At 67.2% G+C, this 19,468-nt stretch carries 11 protein-coding genes and 2 pseudogenes; 6 read left to right on the top strand and 7 right to left on the bottom strand.

Annotated features, from left to right (window positions below; translation table 11 throughout):
* Nucleotides 1–28: 28 nt before the first annotated feature.
* The 5 genes and pseudogenes from ACZ561_RS18555 to ACZ561_RS18535 all read right to left on the bottom strand — a co-directional run.
* On the bottom strand, nucleotides 29–1,504 hold the full coding sequence (locus ACZ561_RS18555) for an ATP-binding protein (RefSeq protein ID WP_470996048.1): 1,476 nt from the start codon (nucleotides 1,502–1,504) through the stop codon (nucleotides 29–31).
* 168 nt (nucleotides 1,505–1,672) lie between these two features.
* Nucleotides 1,673–3,217: a hypothetical protein gene (locus ACZ561_RS18550; RefSeq protein ID WP_470996046.1), complete on the bottom strand. Its 1,545-nt coding sequence runs from the start codon at nucleotides 3,215–3,217 to the stop codon at nucleotides 1,673–1,675.
* 100 nt (nucleotides 3,218–3,317) lie between these two features.
* Nucleotides 3,318–5,216, bottom strand: a complete 1,899-nt coding sequence (locus ACZ561_RS18545) for a hypothetical protein (RefSeq protein ID WP_470996044.1) — start codon at nucleotides 5,214–5,216, stop codon at nucleotides 3,318–3,320.
* A complete protein-coding gene (locus ACZ561_RS18540; protein WP_470996042.1) occupies nucleotides 5,216–8,671 on the bottom strand; it encodes a helicase-related protein in 3,456 nt (1,151 codons plus the stop codon). The genes ACZ561_RS18545 and ACZ561_RS18540 overlap by 1 nt, the downstream gene beginning before the upstream one ends.
* Before the next feature lie 2,031 nt (nucleotides 8,672–10,702).
* Nucleotides 10,703–12,598: pseudogene (locus tag ACZ561_RS18535) on the bottom strand (type I restriction-modification system subunit M); the annotation flags it as partial.
* Nucleotides 12,599–12,908: 310 nt separating this feature from the next.
* Between ACZ561_RS18535 and ACZ561_RS18530 the strand changes: the two are divergent.
* Nucleotides 12,909–15,140: a hypothetical protein gene (locus ACZ561_RS18530; protein WP_470996040.1), complete on the top strand. Its 2,232-nt coding sequence runs from the start codon at nucleotides 12,909–12,911 to the stop codon at nucleotides 15,138–15,140.
* On the top strand, nucleotides 15,113–15,661 hold the full coding sequence (locus tag ACZ561_RS18525; RefSeq protein ID WP_470996037.1) for a DUF4332 domain-containing protein: 549 nt from the start codon (nucleotides 15,113–15,115) through the stop codon (nucleotides 15,659–15,661). Before ACZ561_RS18530 ends, ACZ561_RS18525 begins: the two co-directional genes overlap by 28 nt.
* A gap of 46 nt (nucleotides 15,662–15,707) precedes the next feature.
* On the opposite strand, the gene ACZ561_RS18520 is transcribed toward ACZ561_RS18525, so the two are convergent.
* Nucleotides 15,708–15,875: a helix-turn-helix domain-containing protein gene (locus tag ACZ561_RS18520; protein ID WP_470997147.1), complete on the bottom strand. Its 168-nt coding sequence runs from the start codon at nucleotides 15,873–15,875 to the stop codon at nucleotides 15,708–15,710.
* Nucleotides 15,876–16,164: 289 nt separating this feature from the next.
* Here ACZ561_RS18520 and ACZ561_RS18515 point away from each other — a divergent pair.
* The 3 genes and pseudogenes from ACZ561_RS18515 to ACZ561_RS18505 all read left to right on the top strand — a co-directional run.
* Nucleotides 16,165–16,305, top strand: a pseudogene (locus ACZ561_RS18515) (peptidase C39 family protein); the annotation flags it as partial.
* Between the two features lie 75 nt (nucleotides 16,306–16,380).
* Complete coding sequence (locus tag ACZ561_RS18510) at nucleotides 16,381–16,527, top strand: SCO1431 family membrane protein (protein WP_470996034.1); 147 nt, start codon at nucleotides 16,381–16,383, stop codon at nucleotides 16,525–16,527.
* 201 nt (nucleotides 16,528–16,728) lie between these two features.
* Nucleotides 16,729–17,901 carry an acyl-CoA dehydrogenase family protein gene (locus ACZ561_RS18505; protein ID WP_470996031.1) on the top strand — a complete coding sequence of 391 codons (1,173 nt, stop codon included), beginning with the start codon at nucleotides 16,729–16,731 and terminating at the stop codon, nucleotides 17,899–17,901.
* Here the strand turns inward: ACZ561_RS18505 and ACZ561_RS18500 are convergent.
* Nucleotides 17,864–18,151, bottom strand: a complete 288-nt coding sequence (locus ACZ561_RS18500) for a hypothetical protein (RefSeq protein WP_470996029.1) — start codon at nucleotides 18,149–18,151, stop codon at nucleotides 17,864–17,866. The genes ACZ561_RS18505 and ACZ561_RS18500 overlap by 38 nt on opposite strands.
* 159 nt (nucleotides 18,152–18,310) lie before the next feature.
* On the opposite strand from ACZ561_RS18500, the gene ACZ561_RS18495 reads away from it, so the two are divergent.
* Nucleotides 18,311–19,447, top strand: coding sequence for an Rv3169 family protein (locus ACZ561_RS18495; RefSeq protein ID WP_470996026.1), 1,137 nt, complete (start codon nucleotides 18,311–18,313; stop codon nucleotides 19,445–19,447).
* The last annotated feature ends 21 nt before the right edge of the window (nucleotides 19,448–19,468 follow it).

The following is a 19,468-nucleotide window of genomic DNA, read 5'->3' as shown; positions in this document are numbered from 1 at the left end:
CAGGCTAAAGGGGACCTCTGACAACGGGTCACCCGTTCCAGAAGCCCTGCATCTGGTCGAAGGGCGGCATGTGCCGCAGACGTTCACGGGCGGCGGAGGGCGAACGGCCATCGGAGACCATCGCCTCGTAGATCCGCTGCGCAACCTCTGTCGCTCCGGCATCGGCCGGCCCGGAGCCGCCGAAGGGCTCGGGGTCGTCGCTGGTGTCCGTCTCGTGCATGACGCGGAGGGCGGTGACCGGCACGGTCTCCTCGAGTAGACGGATCAGGGCACGCATGTCATCCGAGCTCGCACCACTAGGACGCAGAGCTGCCTTCACCAGGGGGTGCCCCCGGTTGACCCTGCAGGTGACCCGGTCGTCGACACGGCGGACGCTCCAGGCGTAGAGGAGAGGGTCCCCGTGCGTGCGCGCCGCGATCTGCCCGCGGTACCGCAGCACGTCGGCGGCCCTTCTCCTGGCCTGCAGGGCGATGCGGCGGAGGTGGGAACGCAGGGCGACGGGCGGGACGACGCTGGACTTCCGGACGTCGACCCCCCACTCGACGTCTGTCTCGGCGGGGATGTCCACGGCGATCCTTGCCAGGTTGTACTTCTCCTCGCGGCGTAGCCCGCGCTGTCCGAGCCAGTCCCCCGCCAGGATCAGACGGTCCCGGCGGTACACATAGAACCCCTGCTGGTCGAGCCAGCCACGGGGGCCGCCGGCCTTCTCGTACTCGTCCGGGGCGAGCCTCTGTGCGCTGGGGAGGACGAATGCCTCCACCCGTACGGAGCCCGATCCCAGAGGCAGGCGCTCCACGGGAAGCGGTTGTACGGACGGGTGGCGGGACAGGAACGGATCCCAGGGCTCGACGGGGCTGCCCGACACACGCAGATTGCGGCGCCGGCTTCCGGTGAGGAACCTGCCGAAGACCATGCCCAGGTGGGACTCCGTGCGGGAGGCCTCCGCGTAGAACTGCTTCTGGGTCCGCTCGTCCTCCACCGTCACCGCGTCGACGTGGTAGCCGTTAAGGCGCCGCCACAACACGACGGTGCCGTGGTCCGCCTCACCCCGGATCCTGTCGAGCAACTCGCTGGTCGTCTCGTCCGCGCCGCGTAGCAGTCGCCACTCGCCTGACCTCTCGACGACGTCGAGGTCCCACGTGCGCACGTGCCATTCGCCGGCGTTGGCGGTGGCGACGGTGAGCTGCCGGGCCTGTGAGAACGAGGCCGACTTGAGGCCGACGCCGAAGCGCCCCAGGTCCGTAGCGGTTCGGGGCGTCGCGGGGCCTCGCGCGGCCACGGTCATGGCGGTCACGAGCTCGCCGGCGGTCATCCCGGCACCGTCGTCGGCAACGGCGATCCAGGAGTCCGGCCCGGCCCAGGTGAACTCGACGTCGATCGTGGACGCCCCCGCGGAGATGCTGTTGTCCACGAGATCCGCGATGGCGGCAGGCAGGGAATACCCGAGCGAACTGAGCGAGGCGACCATGCCCGCCGGCTCCGGAGCTGCTATGTCGTACGTCACGCCGAATGTCCAGCCTGTTTCCGGTTTCTGATACTGGTTGCGATTATCCACGTATGCCGTTCGGGCCCTGGATGGGTAGTCGAGTTGGGGTGTGAACGTTCCATACGCCTTTCCGCGTGCTGCAGATGGGGCTTTCGGCTCATGAGGCGACAGGGCGGCGGCGCCGTCCTACCGGAACCGTGGGTGCCAACCGACCGGCGACACCTGGAGCGCGTCCATGTGCACTTGGCGCCGACCCACGGGAAACGTTCTCTTCACCACGTTGTAGTGCAGTCCCTCGGTGGGGAGGTCGGGTCGCGTCAGGGTTGTCACCAAGGTGTCGAGGTCAGGCGGGGTTCCCAGGGCCTGTACGTAGCGGAGAGAGGTGGCGTGCATGTCCGGCGCCGGGAGAGGGCGAAGACCGAGTTGTTGGGGTGTGCCGACACACCAGGTCCAGTCGATCGCGTCGAACGGTGGCCAGCCGGCCGGCAGCTCGGCCGTTGCCGTGCCCGCCCGCAGCTCTCCCCTCACACGGTCCAGCTGCTGGGCTGCGGAGGTGACCCAGTTCTCGACCTTCATGACCTCATGCAGGGAAAGTGCTTCGATCGGCCACTTGATCTCGAGGCACAGACCGAGATGCCTGCCCGGGTCCACGACGACCACGTCCAGATCACCAGCAGACCTGCCGTCGGTCCTGACCACCGGGACCCGTTCCGCGACGGAGGTGCCGGGCGTCGTGCGCAGCCAGGCAGCCCACGCTGCTGCACGCTCGCCCTGTTCCCTGCCTATGCGACCGAATCCCCGGGAGGCATGGGCGGCCGAGCGAAGCATGATCGGGTCCACGGCCCTCGGAGTTACGAGGGGCGGGCAGACGATGAGGACATCGCCGTGTCGGATCAGCGGGGAGGTCCTGCACGAGCGCCCGGTCCGGTAAGTGAGTCTTTCCACCACCAGAGCCTGGTGTGCCTCCGAGACGTCCGGGCACATCTCCGCGAGGACGGCCATCAGCCGGGTGTCTGTCAGGTGGAAGAGCGTCGTCTCCAGCCGGGAGAGCCTGTGCGCTGTCTGCTCGCACAGGGAGGCGAGCCCCATGATCACGGCCAGGACGCTGATCATGTCGCCGGCGGTCATCCCCTCACCCAGGGGAAAGGAATCAGGCACCTGTCCTTCGGGCACCGACTGCCGGTATGCCTCGATCGTCGTGGAGGCGCGCTGGACGGCAGCGCGCAGGACCTCTGGTGGCGGGCTGGTCCGGGAGTCGACAGGCCGAGTGGAGATCCATCGGCGCTCCGTCTCGGACAGCTCCGGTAGCCGTGTGGGACGTGCGTCGCGTTCGAGGAACGTGTCGGCTACCTCGGCGGATGCGTTCCAGCGGTGGCGCATCCGGAAGTTTCCCCTGGTCATCCGTACCTGATAGGCCCCGCTCCGCACGCCGGTCTCCACCAGGTCCAGCCGCTGGGCCGCCGCCGCGGCAAGGACGATCTCGGCTGCGTCCTTCTCCGAGCACGTCCCCGTGCCGACGGGATAGTCGTGGTGCCAGACGACGAGCTGGGCGAGGGCGCTTTCCCACGGCAGGTCCGTCATCATTCCAGCGCTGATCTCCATCGCGCGGAGTTTCGTCGCCGTCCGGAGAAGGTCGTAGATCCGCTCCGGTCCGGAGTTCCAGCCACGTAGTGAGCGGACCTGGTCACGAGCGCTGGCGATGGTGTCCAGCAGGTCCAGTTCGGGTTTCACGCAGGCTCCACTTGTGGACGATCGGTGTTCTACGGGCCCTGCGGCGTCTGGCGGGGCCGGTGGTGGGGAGGGCGTAGCGCGGGCCCTCCCCACCGGGTAGTCACAGGGTGGGGTCCCAGTACCCGACTTTCGAGCCGTCCGGGGAACCGAACAGGTGCCAGCGGGAGAGGTTCCGGTTCCAGGACTGACAGGCCGTCTCGGGGAGCTGGAGGCAACCGTGGTCTGCACCCTCGTTCGTGATCATGCAGTTGGGGTCGTACAGACAGGAGTCGTTGTCGACGGCCCGGCTCACGACCGCGTCGAGGTTCTGCTCGAGCACAGTCCGCATGGCTCCGAGGCTGAACTCGCTTCCGCCGTTGGGATAGATGGCGAAGGCCAGGTCGTACGGGAACAGGTACTCGGAGAGGCTGGTCTCGCTGTAGCCACTGTCGACTGCCAGCGCCCGCAGGAGCTGATGCGACAGGGAGTGGAGCAGACCGAACAGCTCGTGGACGGGCAGGTCGGGATGCCCCGGTGCCGGACGGGTCTCGTGGGAGAGGGCCTTGCCGTCGCTCGGACCGATCTGGTGTACCAGCCACTGGGCGACGCCGCCGGCGTCGTCGAGGGTGCGTCGACTCACGAGCTCGTTGCGGACCAGCCACCGGCTCACCCGTTCCCTGTCCACCGGGAAGAGCAGCGCCTCCGCCTGCGTGGGGTGCGCGTAGAGCAGGGTCTTCTCAGGGGTGCCCCGTGAGGCGCGCCCCCGGTAGGGCACGAGATCCGCCTCCTCGGGGCTGAAACCCGTCCGGCTGTAGCCGATCGCGAGGTAGGTGATCGGGAGATCACTCACCAGACAGGTGTCCCGGCCGAGGCCGGCAGCCGCAAGGACCTCGGGGTAGCGCTCGTAGAGAGCGCGGCGCTCGGCGTTGCGCGCCTCCCGCTGGAGGCGGGGGACGCCCAGGCGCTCCAGGTTGAGGACCCGACGGTAGGTGTGCAGCTCGGCTGCGAGCCCGCGGGCGTCGTCGCTCTCGGTGTCGAGTCCGAGAGCCTTGCCCACCCGCTCCCGGAGGTGGTCCACCTCGACGGGCATGAACCGCGCCCGCAGCGCACGTACATGGTCGTGCAGACCCGCCTCCTCCATTGCACGGATGCTCTCGACGACCTCGTCGGGGACGTCCACCGTGTGTCCGTCCGTGAGTCGCCGGAACTCCTCCTCGGTGATCTCACCGAGCCACCAGCCGAGCACGGCGGCCGTGTACAAGGGGTTTCCCTGGCGGGTGGCCTCTTCGGTCGTGGTCACGTTCACGAGCGTCAGACCCTGGCCGACATGCGCTGTCCCCGCCGTGTGGAGCAGGGGATGCATGAACTTGTCCGGGTAGCTGCACGAGGAGTTGCTGCAGCTCCACTGCACACCCAGCGGGAAGCCGCATGTCATGCACTCCCACCGGAAGTCGCGGAACCGACTCGCACGGTCGTCCAGCCTGAACCGGGTGTGTCCTCTCGGGCACTTGCTCGGCGGGTACATGGGCGACATCTCGCCGCACCTGTGTGCGAACACGAACTGGAGCTGCCGGTTGCCGACGGCGTTGCCGCACGCGGGGCAGGCCGGCGGCCAGTCGTCCGTTCCCGGCCGGGGGTCACTGGCCGACCAGACGTGTCCGCACCTGCCACTGGCACAGCGCACCACCCGAGGCCAGATACGGCAGAAGACCTTGCCGGGAACCACGACCTCGTAGTGGCGGTCGGCGAGCCGGTCCTCATCCCCGGGAAACTCCGGTGCCCGGTCGGAGCCGGCGGCGAACGCACGGCCGGCGGCCCGCCAACTGCGTACGAACCGCATGGCCTCCTGGACCAGGTGCTCGCGGTCGAGCGAGGGGCCGTCGAACTCCTCGTCCCGTCCGAACTGCACCACCTGGGCGGTGTAGCCGCCGCGGTGGTCGAAGGTCTGACCGGGGCGGTACCGGTAGAGGACCTGGCCCCGGTCGCGGGCCATGTCGTCGTTCCTCGGGTTGAACGCCATCACGACCTCCTGCCGTCGGACACGATGTGGAACGGGATGCCCTCGGATACATCCCGGAGACTCGTCATGGGCCGGTATTCGAGGCCCAGGTAGTCGCCTGTGGCGCGGTATCCGCGGTTGTTGCCACCGGAGAGGCCGGCAGAGGCCCCCGCGGAGCGGAGGCTGGCCAGTGCATGCTCCACCATGTCCTCGAGATCACTGTGGAGCTCCTGGCCCTCCGGGCGATCCGACTGGAAGACCGTGTGAAGTGCCTCCAGCAGTTCGGTGAGCTGTACGCCCTCGAGCCCTCCGATCGAAGGATCACGGAGCGCGGCCTGCATCTTCGAGAGGTCGTGCAGGTGCCCTGGCGCGTTGCCCGCCCGCCACCAGTCCCGGTTGGCGATCTGGAGAAGGTGGCCCATCAGTATCCCGGGGAGGGTCCTGCGTACGGCGAACCGGCTCCAGCGGTTGATGGCCACCGGCTCGACCATGCGGTCGAGGTATTCGTGGAACTTGCCGTGGTACCGGTAGTGCGACCGGTCCCGTTCCCTCACCGGGTTGAAGAGCATGAAAACGAGGCCGTGGTACGCACGGCCGACCCGTGACGACGCCTGGATGTACTCGGCCATGGATCGGGGCATCCCGTTGAACAGCATGAGGTTCAACCGGTCCACGTCGACCCCGTGGCTGACCATGCTCGTCGCGACGACCATGCCCGTGCTGCCGTTGGTGCTGCTCAGGTCGTCCAGGACACCACGGACCTGGTCCAGGCGCGTCTCGCCTTTCAGCTCGGCTACGCGGAGATCGGGGAACCCTTCCCTGCGCAGGGCCTCGTTGACCTGGGTGTCAAGCGAGCGCCGGATACGACCGAAGTCCACGAGGGTCGTCGCATACGTGAGACTCGTGCGGTACAGGTCGACGACTGCGCGGAGTTCCTCCTCCGGCCAGGCTTCGAGAGCCGGGGGAAGGTCCCGACGCTGGTCGAGCTTCCACAGAGCCCGGTGTGCGGACGTCAGGATCCTGACCAGCGTCATCTCCGCCGTACCCCGTGTGGGCATGACCCCGACGAAGCGACGCAGGGGAAGACCTCGGTCGAGGCGCCAGTAGAAGCTCTCGTCGAGGTTGGGGCCGGGAAGTGGCACTACCACCGACCGCAGGCCGAAGAGGTGTTCGCTCTGGCGGTCCTCCCCACGGATGGTCGCGGTGGTAGCGATCACCTTCATCCGGACACCCCGTCCGTCGGGGCGCTGCCGGGCTGTCAGCGTTCGCTGGACCTCCGCCAGGAGCCCCTCGTAGTGCCCCGAGAACGCACCGAGTTCCTCGTTGACCATGTGGAGTTCGTCGATGATCTCCAACGACGGGGAGGGGTCGTAGAGGGGAGCCCCCAATGGCTTGGGAGGCGACTTCGGATGGCCTGGGGCATGACGCTCGTGGCACTTGCCGCCCCGACCGAATCCGTGGGGAGTGCACCAGCAGTCGACGTCCCCGAAGAGCGCGCCGAACCGGTCCGACAGCCCGATGTTCGCGAGCTTGTCCAGAGTGCCGACCACGACGGTGGGGAGGTAGCGGTAGATCTCCGTGTCCACCACGACGATCGGGAGGACCTTGCCGCACCTTTCGTTGCCGCAGACGTGTTCCAACCTGAGGCGCTGGGGGTCGGGCGGCGGGATGTGCACCGACCGCTCACCGCAGTAGGGGCAGTCGTGCACCAGACGGAACGCGTGCCGCTCCGCCTCGCTCGACCGAAGGCGGTCGAGCGTGCGGTCGGCGGTCAGGGAGTTCGGCGTGTTGCCGCCGCCGGCGTAGAACCCGATGAAGAACGGCCACCCGGGGTCACCGCCGATCTCCTTCAGCCTATCGGCGTTCCGGTCGCGGACGATGTCCGCGGCAGCGACGACGTCGAGTTGCCGCTGTGTCTGCTGCAGGGTGAGCAACCTGAGGGGGAAACGGCACCAGGCCGAGACCCCGACCGTCTTGCCCCTGGCGCGGTCGTAGAACATGCACACCAGCACCAGTCCGAGGTACGCCTCGGTCTTGCCGCCGCCGGTCGGGTACCAGACGACAGTTGCCGCCTCGGTCGGGTCCACGCCCTTGTCGTCACCCCAGAGCCCGGGGGAGAAGAGGTGCTGCGGGTGCTCCCGCCAGGCCAGGGCGCCGAGCTGGCTGACGATCGCCACGAGCTGGAACAATCGCCATCCCCGACTCGGCCGCTTCCGACGCTGGTTGAGCTCCGTCATGGACTCGTTCGCGAGCTGGAACGCCACCAGTAGGCGCCTGTCCCGTCGCAACCAGGCGATGCCGTCGCGGAACCGCGAGACCTCAAGCGCGGCGGCCCGTCGGTCGGCCTCCTTGCGGTCGGCCAGTCCGGGCCTGTCCTGGAGGTCTGCTGTGCTCCAGGCCGGTGAGTCCAGGTACGCCTCCATCTCGTCGGCGAGGTCGTCGAGAACCGGAAGCGGGTCGGCCGCGAGTGCCGCGTATCCCCATCGCTCGTCGGTCCGGGCCACGGCGCGGTGGGTGTCGTGCTGTGGAACAGGCACACTGCGCACAGCCACGAGTCGACCGTCATGCCACCGCGGCTCGACACCGCAGTTGTTCGCGTACGCCCCGAGCTCCCCGGAGTAGCGATAGGCGTCGGCACCGAGGTCCATCGTGATCGGCAGCAGACGGTCGCCCTCGACTTCCAGGCCCGCGCGGAACAGGGCGTTGTCCCTGGCCTCGTCACGACGCGTACGGCCGGCGTTGCTGCCCCGGCCTTGGACGGTGATGACGGGGTCCTTGGCGAGGTTCTGCAGTGTCGCCGTCACGCGGAGCCGGCCGGAGGCAACGGGCCTCGACGTGACGACGACGTGGGCGGCGGGGGACGGCACCACGGGGTCACCGACGACCTCGCGTGCCAGCCACTGCTCGAACGCCCTGTCGTCCGCCGTGGCTGCGGGAGGGACCAGCCGCTCCCTGCGATCGTTGCCGACGCGGCGGTCGATCCTCGGATCCCGGAGAGCCTGCTCGACGGCCCGCTCGAAGGCATGCCGGAACTCGTGCTCCATGGTCTGACGTAGCCCGGCCTCGTGCCCGAGAACGATCTCGACCGGCCCGACGTTCACTTCGAGCCGCTTGAACAACGGTGCCAAGCGGTACGGCTCCTCGCGCTCACCGGCCCACTCCAGTTGCTGGGCTCGGGTCGGAAGAGCCGCGTAGTAGAAGGACGCCCGTGCCTTGACTGTGATGCAGCTGGCGTTCTCGGCCTCGAACTCGAACCCGAGGCTGTCGGGAGTTGTGCGCCCGTACCTTGGGGCGGCGCCGCCCGGCTCGACGGTGTGGGGGCCGAGGCTTTCCATGAAGTAGCGCGCGCTGGGAGGTTCGCCGAGGCAGACGTCGCCCTGGGCCTCCCCGGTCGCGTCGCTGACCACCGCGTTAACGAGATGCTCGACGAGTGCTGTCTGCTGGGCCACAGTCGGCTCGTACGGGGGAGTGGTCACAGCGTCCCCTCATGGGCCCGGGCGTATGCCGACGGCAGCGGGGAAGGACTGTGGGGCAACCTGTTGCGACAGGTGCGGTCGCTCGCTAACGAGCGACGCGGGAGCCGATGCGGCTCCGAGGCGCGTGCCGGGGAAGGGGCGCATGCCCAGCCGGCCCGCAGGACAAGGGTGTCCACGGGAACTCCAAGGTCCGTGAGTCAGAAGCCGCCATGGCACGACGCCACGGCCGGACACCTTCTGCTTCTTCGAACCCCAGCAGGATCGGACGGGAGCCCCTGAAGGCACAAGCGACTATGCCAAGCTGATCAAATCTGACCGAATTCAGACTGTTTGTTGCCTGAATCTGGAGCGGGTCGGGGGTGCCGGCATCGCTTGGTGGCGCGACCGTGTCCTTGGCAGGCGGCGAGGCAGGGCGAGGGCGCGGCATGCCGTGGGGTCCACGGCTCCGGCTGACCGCCGGCGCCCATCTCGTTAGCGCCGGTCGGACCGCACCCCCTCCTCGCCCGGCGCCAACCACGACCCGATCGCCGCGCCTGTCGCACTCCAAGTGCCGCTAAGCCAGGCAGGTCAGGCTTCGCGCCTTTGTGAGCACCACGGCGAACCGAGCTGTGAAACCCGGAGTTTCTAGAGGTCTGGGTAGTTGATCTCTTTCGAATGCTCTCTCAGGCTCCGCAGTGTCAGAATCCCTTGCTGAACTTTGTCGATCAGGAATAGCTCACGAGCGTTGCACTTGGAGCACACATCCACGGATGCGAGAGGCCAGAGGTCAAGCGGAGATTGTGTGCGGCCGTTTCGCGCGTAGATATGCTTGGGTTTCATTGGTTGCTGACTGGATTCCTCGAGGGGCTCCCATGCGGGATGGCTTCCACGGAGGCGTTGCTTGACGAGATTATAGGAGGCTTCGTCCAGATATTCGCAACGCTCAACCCAGTCCCAGTGTGTAGAGGAAAGCCAGGCTACTGATCTCAAGGTTGAGAGAATCAGCCGTTCGAGCTCGTCTGCCGCCTCGCCTATTTCATGAGTTTCGCGCACGCCATGTGCGTGAGCTGGGCCATTGTTCCGGAAATCCTTGATTCGGTTAAGTAGGGAGTGAGTCTGCCCGTGACCGTCGGGGTCTGCAATCGTTTGACCCGGGCGTTCGACTCCCTTGTTTAGGATCGTGGTCCATGTCCCGAAGGTCGCGCCCTTCCGAAACTGTTGCCGCAGAATCTTCGTGAACTCGTCCCGGTCCACGGTCGCCAATTCGGCCAGAGTGATGATTCCCAGGGTGCGTGCAATTCCCTCCCCCAGTTTCAGTAGCGAGTCCATCCGTTCGGCTGGGTGAGTGCTAGCAGTGATGCTGCTGATCCGATACCGTCGTGCAAGCGCTGCGACGTGGAACGGATAGCTCCACTCTGCTCGCGACACGGGATCTTCGAGCGCGTGTGATATTTCGCCGATCAATTGTGCTTCAGCGTCAGTGGCCTGCAGGGTCCTGCGGAGCTCTTGAATATTTGAATCTGATCCGGAGAATACGTTCGGCAGGATGCCTGATGTGATCGCCCTGAGCCTGTGGCGGGCAGACTGTACGTTCTCGAGGAGATCGTCGAAGTCTGCTTCATGGACCACGTCAGCGGGAACCGGGAGCTTCATCAAACTCGGTCCAGCTGGGAGCTCCGTAGTGCTTGCGGAATTCAACCACTCGCATATAGCTCTGCCAGTCCTCGGTTCCCGAGGATGCAGGACCGTCAGGTGCGTGACCGCCGGGCCGAAGGACGGCGGCAGGAGGCGCCAGTTTCCCGGTCGGCCCACGATGTCACCACTGCCACACGGTGTTAGTGCGGGCCCGTCCTCAGGCGGAGAGGGGAGATCGAGTGCAGAGTCCACCACGTGCAGGTCTTGTGTTCGCAGATGCGGCAGCCTTTCCTTCAAGTGCGAGTATCCGGCCTCGACGTTCTCCCCGTCGCTGTCGTCACGCTGGGGCCTGATTCGCTCGGTCTCAAGGCGGCAGAATGTTTCAAGCGGTTCGAACTTCGCCTTGAAGCGAGTCGCAAAGAACATTTCGAGCCGGATCTCGTAGCCGATCCTGGTCTTGGTGTGGTCGATCCATGCGTCCGGGGCCTGCGGCCGAATCTCGCGGTTGAGGTAGTCTTCCGCTTTTTCATGCAGCCGGACACTCTTGTATACACGCAGTTCGGTGTCCGGTTCGGGTGCGCCGTTGACCTTCTGGAGTTCTCCCTTTGGATCCCGTACGCCGATCGAATCACGTAGTGCTTTGTTGAACGGGGCGCCGACGGGCCAGTTGTGGTGGGCCGTTACCACGGCGGCCTTCAGTGCACTGAGAGCTTCGGCCTTCGTTCCCCACGTGGAACCGAGCAGCGTCCGTACCGCTGCTACGAACTCCTCTGCCTTCTCCAGTTTCTGCACCGGCTTTGTTGCAGCCAGTGCGGCCAAGGTCTCTGCGGTGAGCTCGAAGTGGAGCCTAAGTGGCCTCTCTACCGTGATCTGCTGGTATCCGAAGTCCTCGTTGTGGAAGACCTTTACCCTGGCGTGCAGAGGATTCTCTGGGTCCTTAGCAACTTCCAGTGCCTGCGCGTACAGTTCGGTGATCTCACGGATGTGCTCGTTGCCGAGTTCCTTGGTCTTGTCGCCCAGCGACTTGCGCATCTTCTGCCACTGGTCCCGAGCGTCCAGGAAGAGGACCCTACCTTTGTGGTGAGGGCTCTTACGGTTCGTGAGGATCCAGAAATACGTGGAGATGCCGGTGTTGTAGAAGAGGTGGTCAGGGAGGGCGATGATGCCTTCCAGCCAGTCGTTCTCCAGGATCCATCGGCGGATCTGTGATTCGCCTGAGCCCGCTGCACCTGTGAAGAGAGGCGAGCCGTTGAAGATGATCGCAAGACGCGAACCGCCCCCACCGCTTTCGTCCACCGGCTTCATCTTGGAGATCATGTGTTGGAGGAACAGGAGGGAGCCGTCATTGATGCGCGGCAGCCCGGCCCCGAAGCGGCCGGCCTCGCCGAGCGACCGGTGCTCGCGCTCGACCTCCTCCTTCACGCCCTTCCACTCCACACCGAACGGTGGATTGGCGAGCAGGTAGTCGAACCTCCGCTGCGCGTGCCCGTCGTCGGAGATGGAGTTACCGAACGCGATGTTCTCCGGATTCTGTCCCTTGACTAGGAGGTCCGACCGACAGATGGCCCATGACTCAGGGTTGAGCTCCTGTCCGAACACCTCGACCATCGCGTCCGGGTTCAGTGCCTTGATGTGCTCCTCGGCCACGCTGAGCATGCCGCCTGTGCCGCATGCAGGGTCCATGACCGTGCGGATGGACCCGGGGGAGGAGAGGACGTCGGTGTCTGGGGTCACAAGAAGATTGACCATCAGCCTGATGACCTCACGTGGAGTGAAGTGCTCACCGGCCGTTTCATTCGAGTACTCCGCAAACCGGCGAGTGAGCTCCTCGAAGATATGACCCATGCTGTCGTCAGACACAGCAATGGGGCGCAGGTCGAGGTCAGCGAACTTACCCGCGATCCGGTGAAGCAGGTTGGCGCTGTCAAGCCTTCGAATCTGCTGCATGAATCCGAAGCGATCCAGGATGCCGCGGACGTTGCCCGAGAACGCTCCTACGTAAGCTTCGAGGTCCTTCGCCGCGTTCTGCGGATCGGCAGCAATCTTCCGCAGTGTCAGGTCGCCCTTGTTGTAGAACGCATGGCCTGAAGCGCGTTGCAGGAAGCCATCCGGGGCGGTCTCGCTGCCCTCGTGCTGGGTGGTGGTGGCCAGGTGCGCGAGCTGCTCGCGAGTTGGCTCTAGTACGCACTCCAGCCGGCGCAGCACCGTGAACGGAAGGATCACCCTTCCGTAGTCGGATCGCTTGTAGTCCCCGCGCAGAATGTCAGTAACGGACCACACCAGTCCGGTCAGGTGCTGTGTACCGTCGCTCACTCGAGCCCCCCGAAGAGATCGCCGACAATCAGAGGAGATCGTCCCATGCGTGGGTGGTGCGCCGGGTGTGGTCCGGTCTCGTGACCGTCGCTTGTTTGAGCACCCAGGCCGGGATCCTCCCGGCGACCAAGGCCTTGGCACGGTTGTTGACGTGGACAGCAAGCCCTTACCTCGTTGGCTCGCACCGTTGACATGGACTACTCCGGGTGGCCCTGCCACAGACTGCGTGCCGATGCGTGGGGTCGGACGCAGCCTTAGGGTCGGCTGCACAGAGGGCGGGGCTGTTCCGATCTCTTGCGAGGTGGTGACCGTGTGGAGACGCGTCGCGCAGGCCGCTGCAGCCGGCTCGATCATCGCGCAGGCCATCGCCGCACCTGCAGGAGCCGTGTCTCTGGCAACGCCGTTCGATGTTCAAGCGCAGACGATCTGCGACACGGCGAGGGGGCACCTGCAAGCTGGAACACTTGATCGGGCGCAGGCGCTCTACACCACGGTGAAGGCAGGCGACGGGGAGGAGAACTGCGCCGTCGACGGCTTGAAGAACGTCGCAGTGCAACGCCAGCTGGCAGCGGAGTGGGTCACCGAGGGACAGAGACTGATCCGTACCGGTGACCTCGATGAGGCAAAGACCGCGTTCGAGGTCGGACTGGGGAAGGACCGGGGCAACGCCAGGGCCGCGGAGGGCATCGCACAGGTGGCCAGGCTGAAGGAACATCCGCACCCCACCGCATCGAGCAACTGGGATCGCTTCTACGAAGACTGGGCAAAACCCATCGGCCAGTTGGTGCTGTTCAGCGTGATCGCACTGGCTGTCCTGTACGCCCTCGCCGGCGTGGCCTCGCGTGCCCTCGTGAGAGTCAAGGCGGTCGCGTGGCCGACTCCTCTGAAATGGATCACGGGTGGCGTCGGCTCCTTCTTGATCCTCGGCGCGGGGGTGATGCTTCCGCTCTTCGCCATGTTCGAGCCGTTCACCCCCGGAGGGCCGTTGATCGGATGCGCTGCAGCTGTGGGTGTGGTGATCGCGCTGGGCTCCGCCGTGCTGCTCCTGGGGACGCTCCGCAAGCCCACGTACGACTGGAAGCACTGGCTGGGCCTGCTGATCTGCCTGGTCGTCGTAGCTGTTGCGGCCTGCGCCCTACTCGCTGTCCCCCTGGGCCATGAGACACGCCTCATGGCGGCCTACATCGTCCTCGCGTTCGTCGGCGTCCTGTTGACGGGGGCCGCGTTGGGGCAGAACCTGCGCCTTCAGGTCGAGGTGCAGAAGGCCGACGGTACGGTGAGCGCGGCCGCCACGGATTACCTGCTCGCGCGGATGAAGGGGCTCGGCACCGAGTCGCCGAAGGCGCTCGACCGTGCCACCTCGGCGCTGACCACCACGCCGCTGAGCAAGATCACCAGCGAGGAACTGAGCGCGTTGCCCGCCGGGAAGTTCGCGGGTGCGCTGTCCCGTCTCTTCTTCACGCTCAGACCGGACCTCACCTGGAGGGCACGGGTCACGCTCGTGGACGACGACCGCGTCGCCATCAGCTTGTCCCGCAACGGCCGTCATGCCCAGAGCGTGGTCTTCAGCAGACCCGATCTCGGCCTCGCGGCGATCCCTGCCGGGTCGGAGGAAGCCGAACGGGCCGTCGCACGGCATCGTGCCTGCGCCCAGCTTCTCACCGGCGCTGCCGCGTTCATCCTGCTACGGCTCAGCGAGGCGCATCGGGAGCTCCAGGACGATCTGTGTGGGGCACGGCACTGGAAGAGCGTCACGCTGCAGGTCATCGCCCGGAGCAAGTCACTCATCGACGCCGTCGAGGATCACGGTGCGGAACGCGTGAAGCTGCTGAGCAGGGCCATGGATCAAGACCCCGAGTACCTGCTGGCGCGCTTCGAGTACATGTGGGCGGCCTACGGCCGCGTTCTCCCGGAAGAGACGGACCACGCCGCGTTCGCGAAGTCGATCGATCAGCAGTACGTCACTTCAGGCCTGGCGGAGAAGGGGGACGCGGCCGAGGGTTGGGCTCCCTTGCGGATTCGGGTCATGTACAGCAGCGCCACTCAATGGCTCAACGGCTATGTGGCCGGCGGCAAGAGCGACAAGATCGCGCTGCGGGAAGCAGCGCGGTCCGCGGCGGAGCTCAACCGTCTGTGCACGTTCCCGTGGAAGAGAGAACAGTTGACCCGGCAATCCGAACAGATGCTTCCCTTCGCCGAGAACCTGAAGCACAGCGTCGAGGTGCTGTGCGGACGCGCGCCCCAGACGAACGCGGTATGGCTGCACCCCCATGACCAGGCGCCTCCCTCACCACGGCTGACCTACGACCACGCCTGCCTTGACTGCCTTCTGGCAGACCTCCCGGGCCAGGACCGGGAGCTGCGGCTGGACGAGGCGCTCGAAGACCTGGAGTTCGCGGTGGCCACCGACGACGACAAGAGCGACGCCGCCACCGACCCCTGCTTCAGCGACCTCCAGACCGAAGAGCAGTTCAGGCGCCTGGTGGGCACATCCCCACCCGTGCGCTTCCCGCGATGCTCGCCGCGCACAGGGAGCCGCTGACGGAGGTCGGCATCACATCTGCCTTTGAGCTCGTCCGCAGGACAGAGAGTGTCGAGCAGCAGGGCCAGCTGGCTGCCTATCTGAAGGTCTCCCGCGTGGTCGTCGTGCAGCTCCGGGAAATAGCGATGCTAGCTCGGATCCACCCGGACCTGAGCGAGCCGGGCATGCTCCACCTGCTCATCGCCGTAGATGCCACTTCCCCGGCAGCTCTTCGCGAAGCGGCCCGCGGCGATCGGAAGCAGTTGGTGAGGCGGATCCGCAGCCGTGCTTCCGACGACCTGCTGAGCCACCTGCGCGGAGTCCGAAGGCCACGGGGCTGGCTGGCTGCCGCACGAAGGCAACGCTCGGTTCGACAAGGCCAAATCCAGTTTGTCTCGGGCTCGTGCACACTCAGCCGCCAAGTAGGGTCGGCCGCCCAGTTCAGCCCTCGGCTGAGGGGCTTTCACGCCTGTCCCAGGGAGATCCACGGAATTTCCGCCGTCAGAGGGGCAGAGCTCGACGTTGCCGAGAGGAAGCCCTGACAGCACCGAAGGAGACCGCCGCGTGCCGACTCCTTGCACTTCACGTTCATGCGACCATTCGGCATCGTTCCTCCAGCCACTTCCGAACCTCCGCCGGAGAGAATCGAAGCTGTTGGCCTACGCGGAAGCTCGGCATTTCTTCCTTGAGGTGGTTGTCGTACACCCAAGAAGCCGGTTTCCCGAGATAAGCGGCGAGTGCCTTGACGTCCCACATCGGCTCACTCACAGACACTTCCTCTACGCTTGCTTCAGCTGCTCGCGAGGACGGTAGTGAGGAAAGACGGCCGCACCAAGCCGGTGGAGGTCTGCGTGGCGACGAGAGGGCACAGAGTCAGCACCGATCCAGCACGACGCACCCGAACGGACCGGAACGGACGCCAGCGGAAGTCAGCACCAGGTCAGCACCAGCGCGTCCGCGCTCGATTTGTCTCACGCGGTCCACGCCTCTGACCTGCATGTTTGCGCGAGAGGGAGCCGCGTGGTAAGCGGCGCCCTCTCATTTGGAGAACATCTGGCTCCGTACCAAGCGGTACAACGCGAGCGGGAAAGTGGTCTCCGGCACAGGCGGGGTCTGCTACCTGTACTTCCCCGACCGGCCCACACCCGCCCAGCGCAAGGCATTGGCGGCCGTCGGCGTCCGCTGACCGGGACCGGCGCACCCCCGGGGCGTGAGGAACGTCTCTACCCCGGGAGCCGCTCCCGCTGGCACCGTGGTGGCCATGAGCGCCACCACCCACTCCGCCGACTGCTCCCGCGCCCGCACCGGCGGGCCCAAGGACGACGGGCCGAAGATCCTCGAGCACGTCCTGGGCTGGACCCTGGTCGTCGTCCTCGCCATGTTCGTCACCCAGGCCGGGTTGATGTGACGCCGCCTCCCGGGGCGACGGCCCTGAGGTGCCGCCCCGTGTGACCTGAGGCCGCCGAACGGGCATACTCCCTGCGCCACGGGCGCCGGGCGCCTCCGAGTGCGATCCGCCGGGGGCAGCATCGGCGCAGCAGTGACCACCGGCGGCATCGCGCCACCCGCGCACGCCGTCGCAGCGCCCGAGAGGGAGGAGTGCGCCGCCATGCCCGACCGCGCCCCGCAGACCGTGGAACGCCGGCTGCCGACCGAGGAGGCCGGGGACCTGTTCGTTCTGGTCCGTGAGATCGCCGAGCGGGAGATCGCGCCCCGGGCCGCGGAGGAGGAGGACGCCGGCCACTTCCCCCGGGAGGTCTTCTCGCTGCTCTCCGCCTCCGGCCTGCTCGGACTCCCGTACGACTCCGATCACGGCGGCGGTGACCAGCCCTACGCCGTCTATCTCCAGGTGCTCGAAGAGCTCGCCGCCGCCCGCCTGACCGTCGGCCTCGGCGTCAGCGTCCACACCCTGTCCTGCCACGCGCTCGCCAACTTCGGCACCAAGGACCAGCGGGCAGCGCAGCTGCCGGCGATGCTGGGCGGCGGCCTGCTCGGCGCGTACTGCCTCTCGGAGCCGGCCTCCGGCTCCGACGCGGCCGCGCTGCGCACGAAGGCTGTCCGGGACGGCGACGACTGGGTTCTCACCGGTACGAAGGCGTGGATCACTCATGGCGGGATCGCCGACTTCTACACGGTCATGGCTCGCACGGGCGGCGAGGGCCCGAAGGGGATCACCGCGTTCCTGGTCTCCGGGGACGCGGCGGGACTGAGCGCGGCCGCGCCGGAGCGGAAGATGGGGATGAAGGGTTCGCCCACCGCACAGCTCCACCTGGACGGGGTACGGATCCCCGACACCCGCCGCATCGGGGAGGAGGGGCAGGGCTTCACGATCGCGCTCTCCGCCCTCGACTCCGGGCGGCTCGGGATCGCGGCCTGCGCGGTGGGGGTCGCGCAGGCGGCCCTGGACGAGGCCGTCGCGTACGCAGGCGAGCGGCGTCAGTTCGGCCGGCCGATCGCCGACTTCCAAGGGCTCCGCTTCCTGCTCGCGGACATGGCGACGCAGATCGAAGCGGGCCGCGCGCTGTATCTGGAGGCGGCGCGGCTGCGGGACGAGGGGCGGCCCTTCGGGCGGCAGGCGGCGATGGCGAAGCTCTTCTGCACGGACGCGGCCATGCGGATCACCACGGACGCGGTGCAGGTGCTCGGCGGCTACGGGTACACCGCGGACTTCCCCGTCGAGCGCTACATGCGCGAGGCGAAGGTGCTGCAGATCGTCGAGGGGACCAATCAGATCCAGCGGATGGTCATCGCGCGGCACCTTGTCGGACCAGAGACCCGCTGACAAGGGTGCCGCTCACCCCGCTCACCCGTACGGTCCGGTCCGCCCACACGGGGGCGGCCATCAGCCGGTTCCACTCCTGGTCGCTGCGGCCCGGCAGCGTCCGTCCGCTGCTGGCCCACTGGGTGAGCAGCGCCTTGTAGATGGGTGGGTCGGCGAGGTGCGTCCCCTGATGCGGAACCGATTCTTCAATGCGCGGCTCGGCGAGGCGACGCCGTCCGCTCCCGACCGGGGTGGTGTACAGCGAGGTCATGCCCGTCCCAACGCGCCCGGCATGCCGGTGGTCACCGCCGGACGGAATCGAGCGGGAGTTCGGGGGCTACCCGGGAATCATCCGGTGTCGCACGACTCTGGCCCTCGACAAGCTTTCTGACTTACCGTCAGATCCCGCTCGCCGACCAGGAGGTCAGCCATGTCCGAGGACCGGCACGCCGACGACCGGCCCGTCGCGCTCGACGAGTACCCGGTGCACCAGGCACCGCTCTCGATGAAGCACCACGTCAGCGGCGATCGCAACGCCTACGACCGGTGCATCTTCCACGTCTTCGACCACCAGGGCCGCGCCCTGCTCATCGCCGGGCTCGGCGTGTACCCCAACACCGGGGTGATCGACGCCTACGCCACCCTCCGTACCGGTGACCGGCTGCACGCCGTACGCGCCTCCGACGCCCTCGGCGACGACCGGATGAACCTCGCCGTCGGCCCGCTGCGCATCACCGTCGACGAACCCCTCAAGACGCTCACACTGCACTGCGAGCCGGACCCCGCCGACCCCGAGGGGCTCTCCTTCGACCTCACCTGGACCGGGGACTTCCCCACCGTCTGGGAGCCCCACCACACCCAGCGCCGGGGCGACCGGCTCACCCTCGAAGGGCGCCGCTTCGTCCAGGCCGGCCACTGCGCCGGCACCATCCGGGCCGGCGGCGAGGAGTTCGCCGTCGCCCCGGGGGAGTGGACCGGCACCCGTGACCGCAGCTGGGGCGTCCGCCCCATCCCCGGTGAGGAGCCGGGCCGCGCCGACGAGTTCCGGCCCGAGGGCTTCCACTGGCTCTGGATACCCATGCGCTTCGACGACCGCTTCGTCATGGTCATCGCGCAGGAGGACGCCGACGGCTACCGCACCCTCAACGAGGCCGTGGTCGTACGGAACGGGCAGCGCGACACCCAGCTCGGCTGGCCCCGTACGGACATCACCTACCGGCCGGGCACCCGCCACCCCGAGCGTGCCGTCGTCCACCTCACCGACCCGACGGGCAAGCCCCTGGAGGTCGAGGTGGAGATCCTGGCCTCCTCGCCGCTCGCTGTCGGCGCCGGCTACCCGCCCGCGAGCGACTGGCAGCACGGCACCTGGCAGGGCCGCGACTGGACCGACCGCAGGGTCTACGACCTCTCCGACCCCACCGCCCACCCCATGGCCGCCTTCGGCGTCACCGACCACGCGGCCCGCTTCACCCTGGACGGGCGCACCGGGTACGGGATCTTCGAGCACGGCTCCTTCGGCCGCCACGACCCGAGCGGCTTCGCCGACTACACCTCCACCGCCGGCTGACCCGAGCGCCGAAGAGAAGGA

This window comes from Streptomyces sp. NPDC039609 (assembly GCF_055596705.1).
This window is presented reverse-complemented; position numbering and strand designations above follow the sequence as displayed.

Excerpts from the sequence above, each read along its gene's own strand:
- ACZ561_RS18545 (WP_470996044.1), bottom strand. The coding sequence starts at position 5,216 with ATGGCGTTCAACCCGAGGAACGACGACATGGCCCGCGACCGGGGCCAG.
- ACZ561_RS18525 (WP_470996037.1), top strand. The coding sequence starts at position 15,113 with ATGCTCGCCGCGCACAGGGAGCCGCTGACGGAGGTCGGCATCACATCT.
- ACZ561_RS18520 (WP_470997147.1), bottom strand. The coding sequence starts at position 15,875 with ATGTGGGACGTCAAGGCACTCGCCGCTTATCTCGGGAAACCGGCTTCT.
- ACZ561_RS18510 (WP_470996034.1), top strand. The coding sequence starts at position 16,381 with ATGAGCGCCACCACCCACTCCGCCGACTGCTCCCGCGCCCGCACCGGC.
- ACZ561_RS18505 (WP_470996031.1), top strand. The coding sequence starts at position 16,729 with ATGCCCGACCGCGCCCCGCAGACCGTGGAACGCCGGCTGCCGACCGAG.
- ACZ561_RS18500 (WP_470996029.1), bottom strand. The coding sequence starts at position 18,151 with ATGACCTCGCTGTACACCACCCCGGTCGGGAGCGGACGGCGTCGCCTC.
- ACZ561_RS18495 (WP_470996026.1), top strand. The coding sequence starts at position 18,311 with ATGTCCGAGGACCGGCACGCCGACGACCGGCCCGTCGCGCTCGACGAG.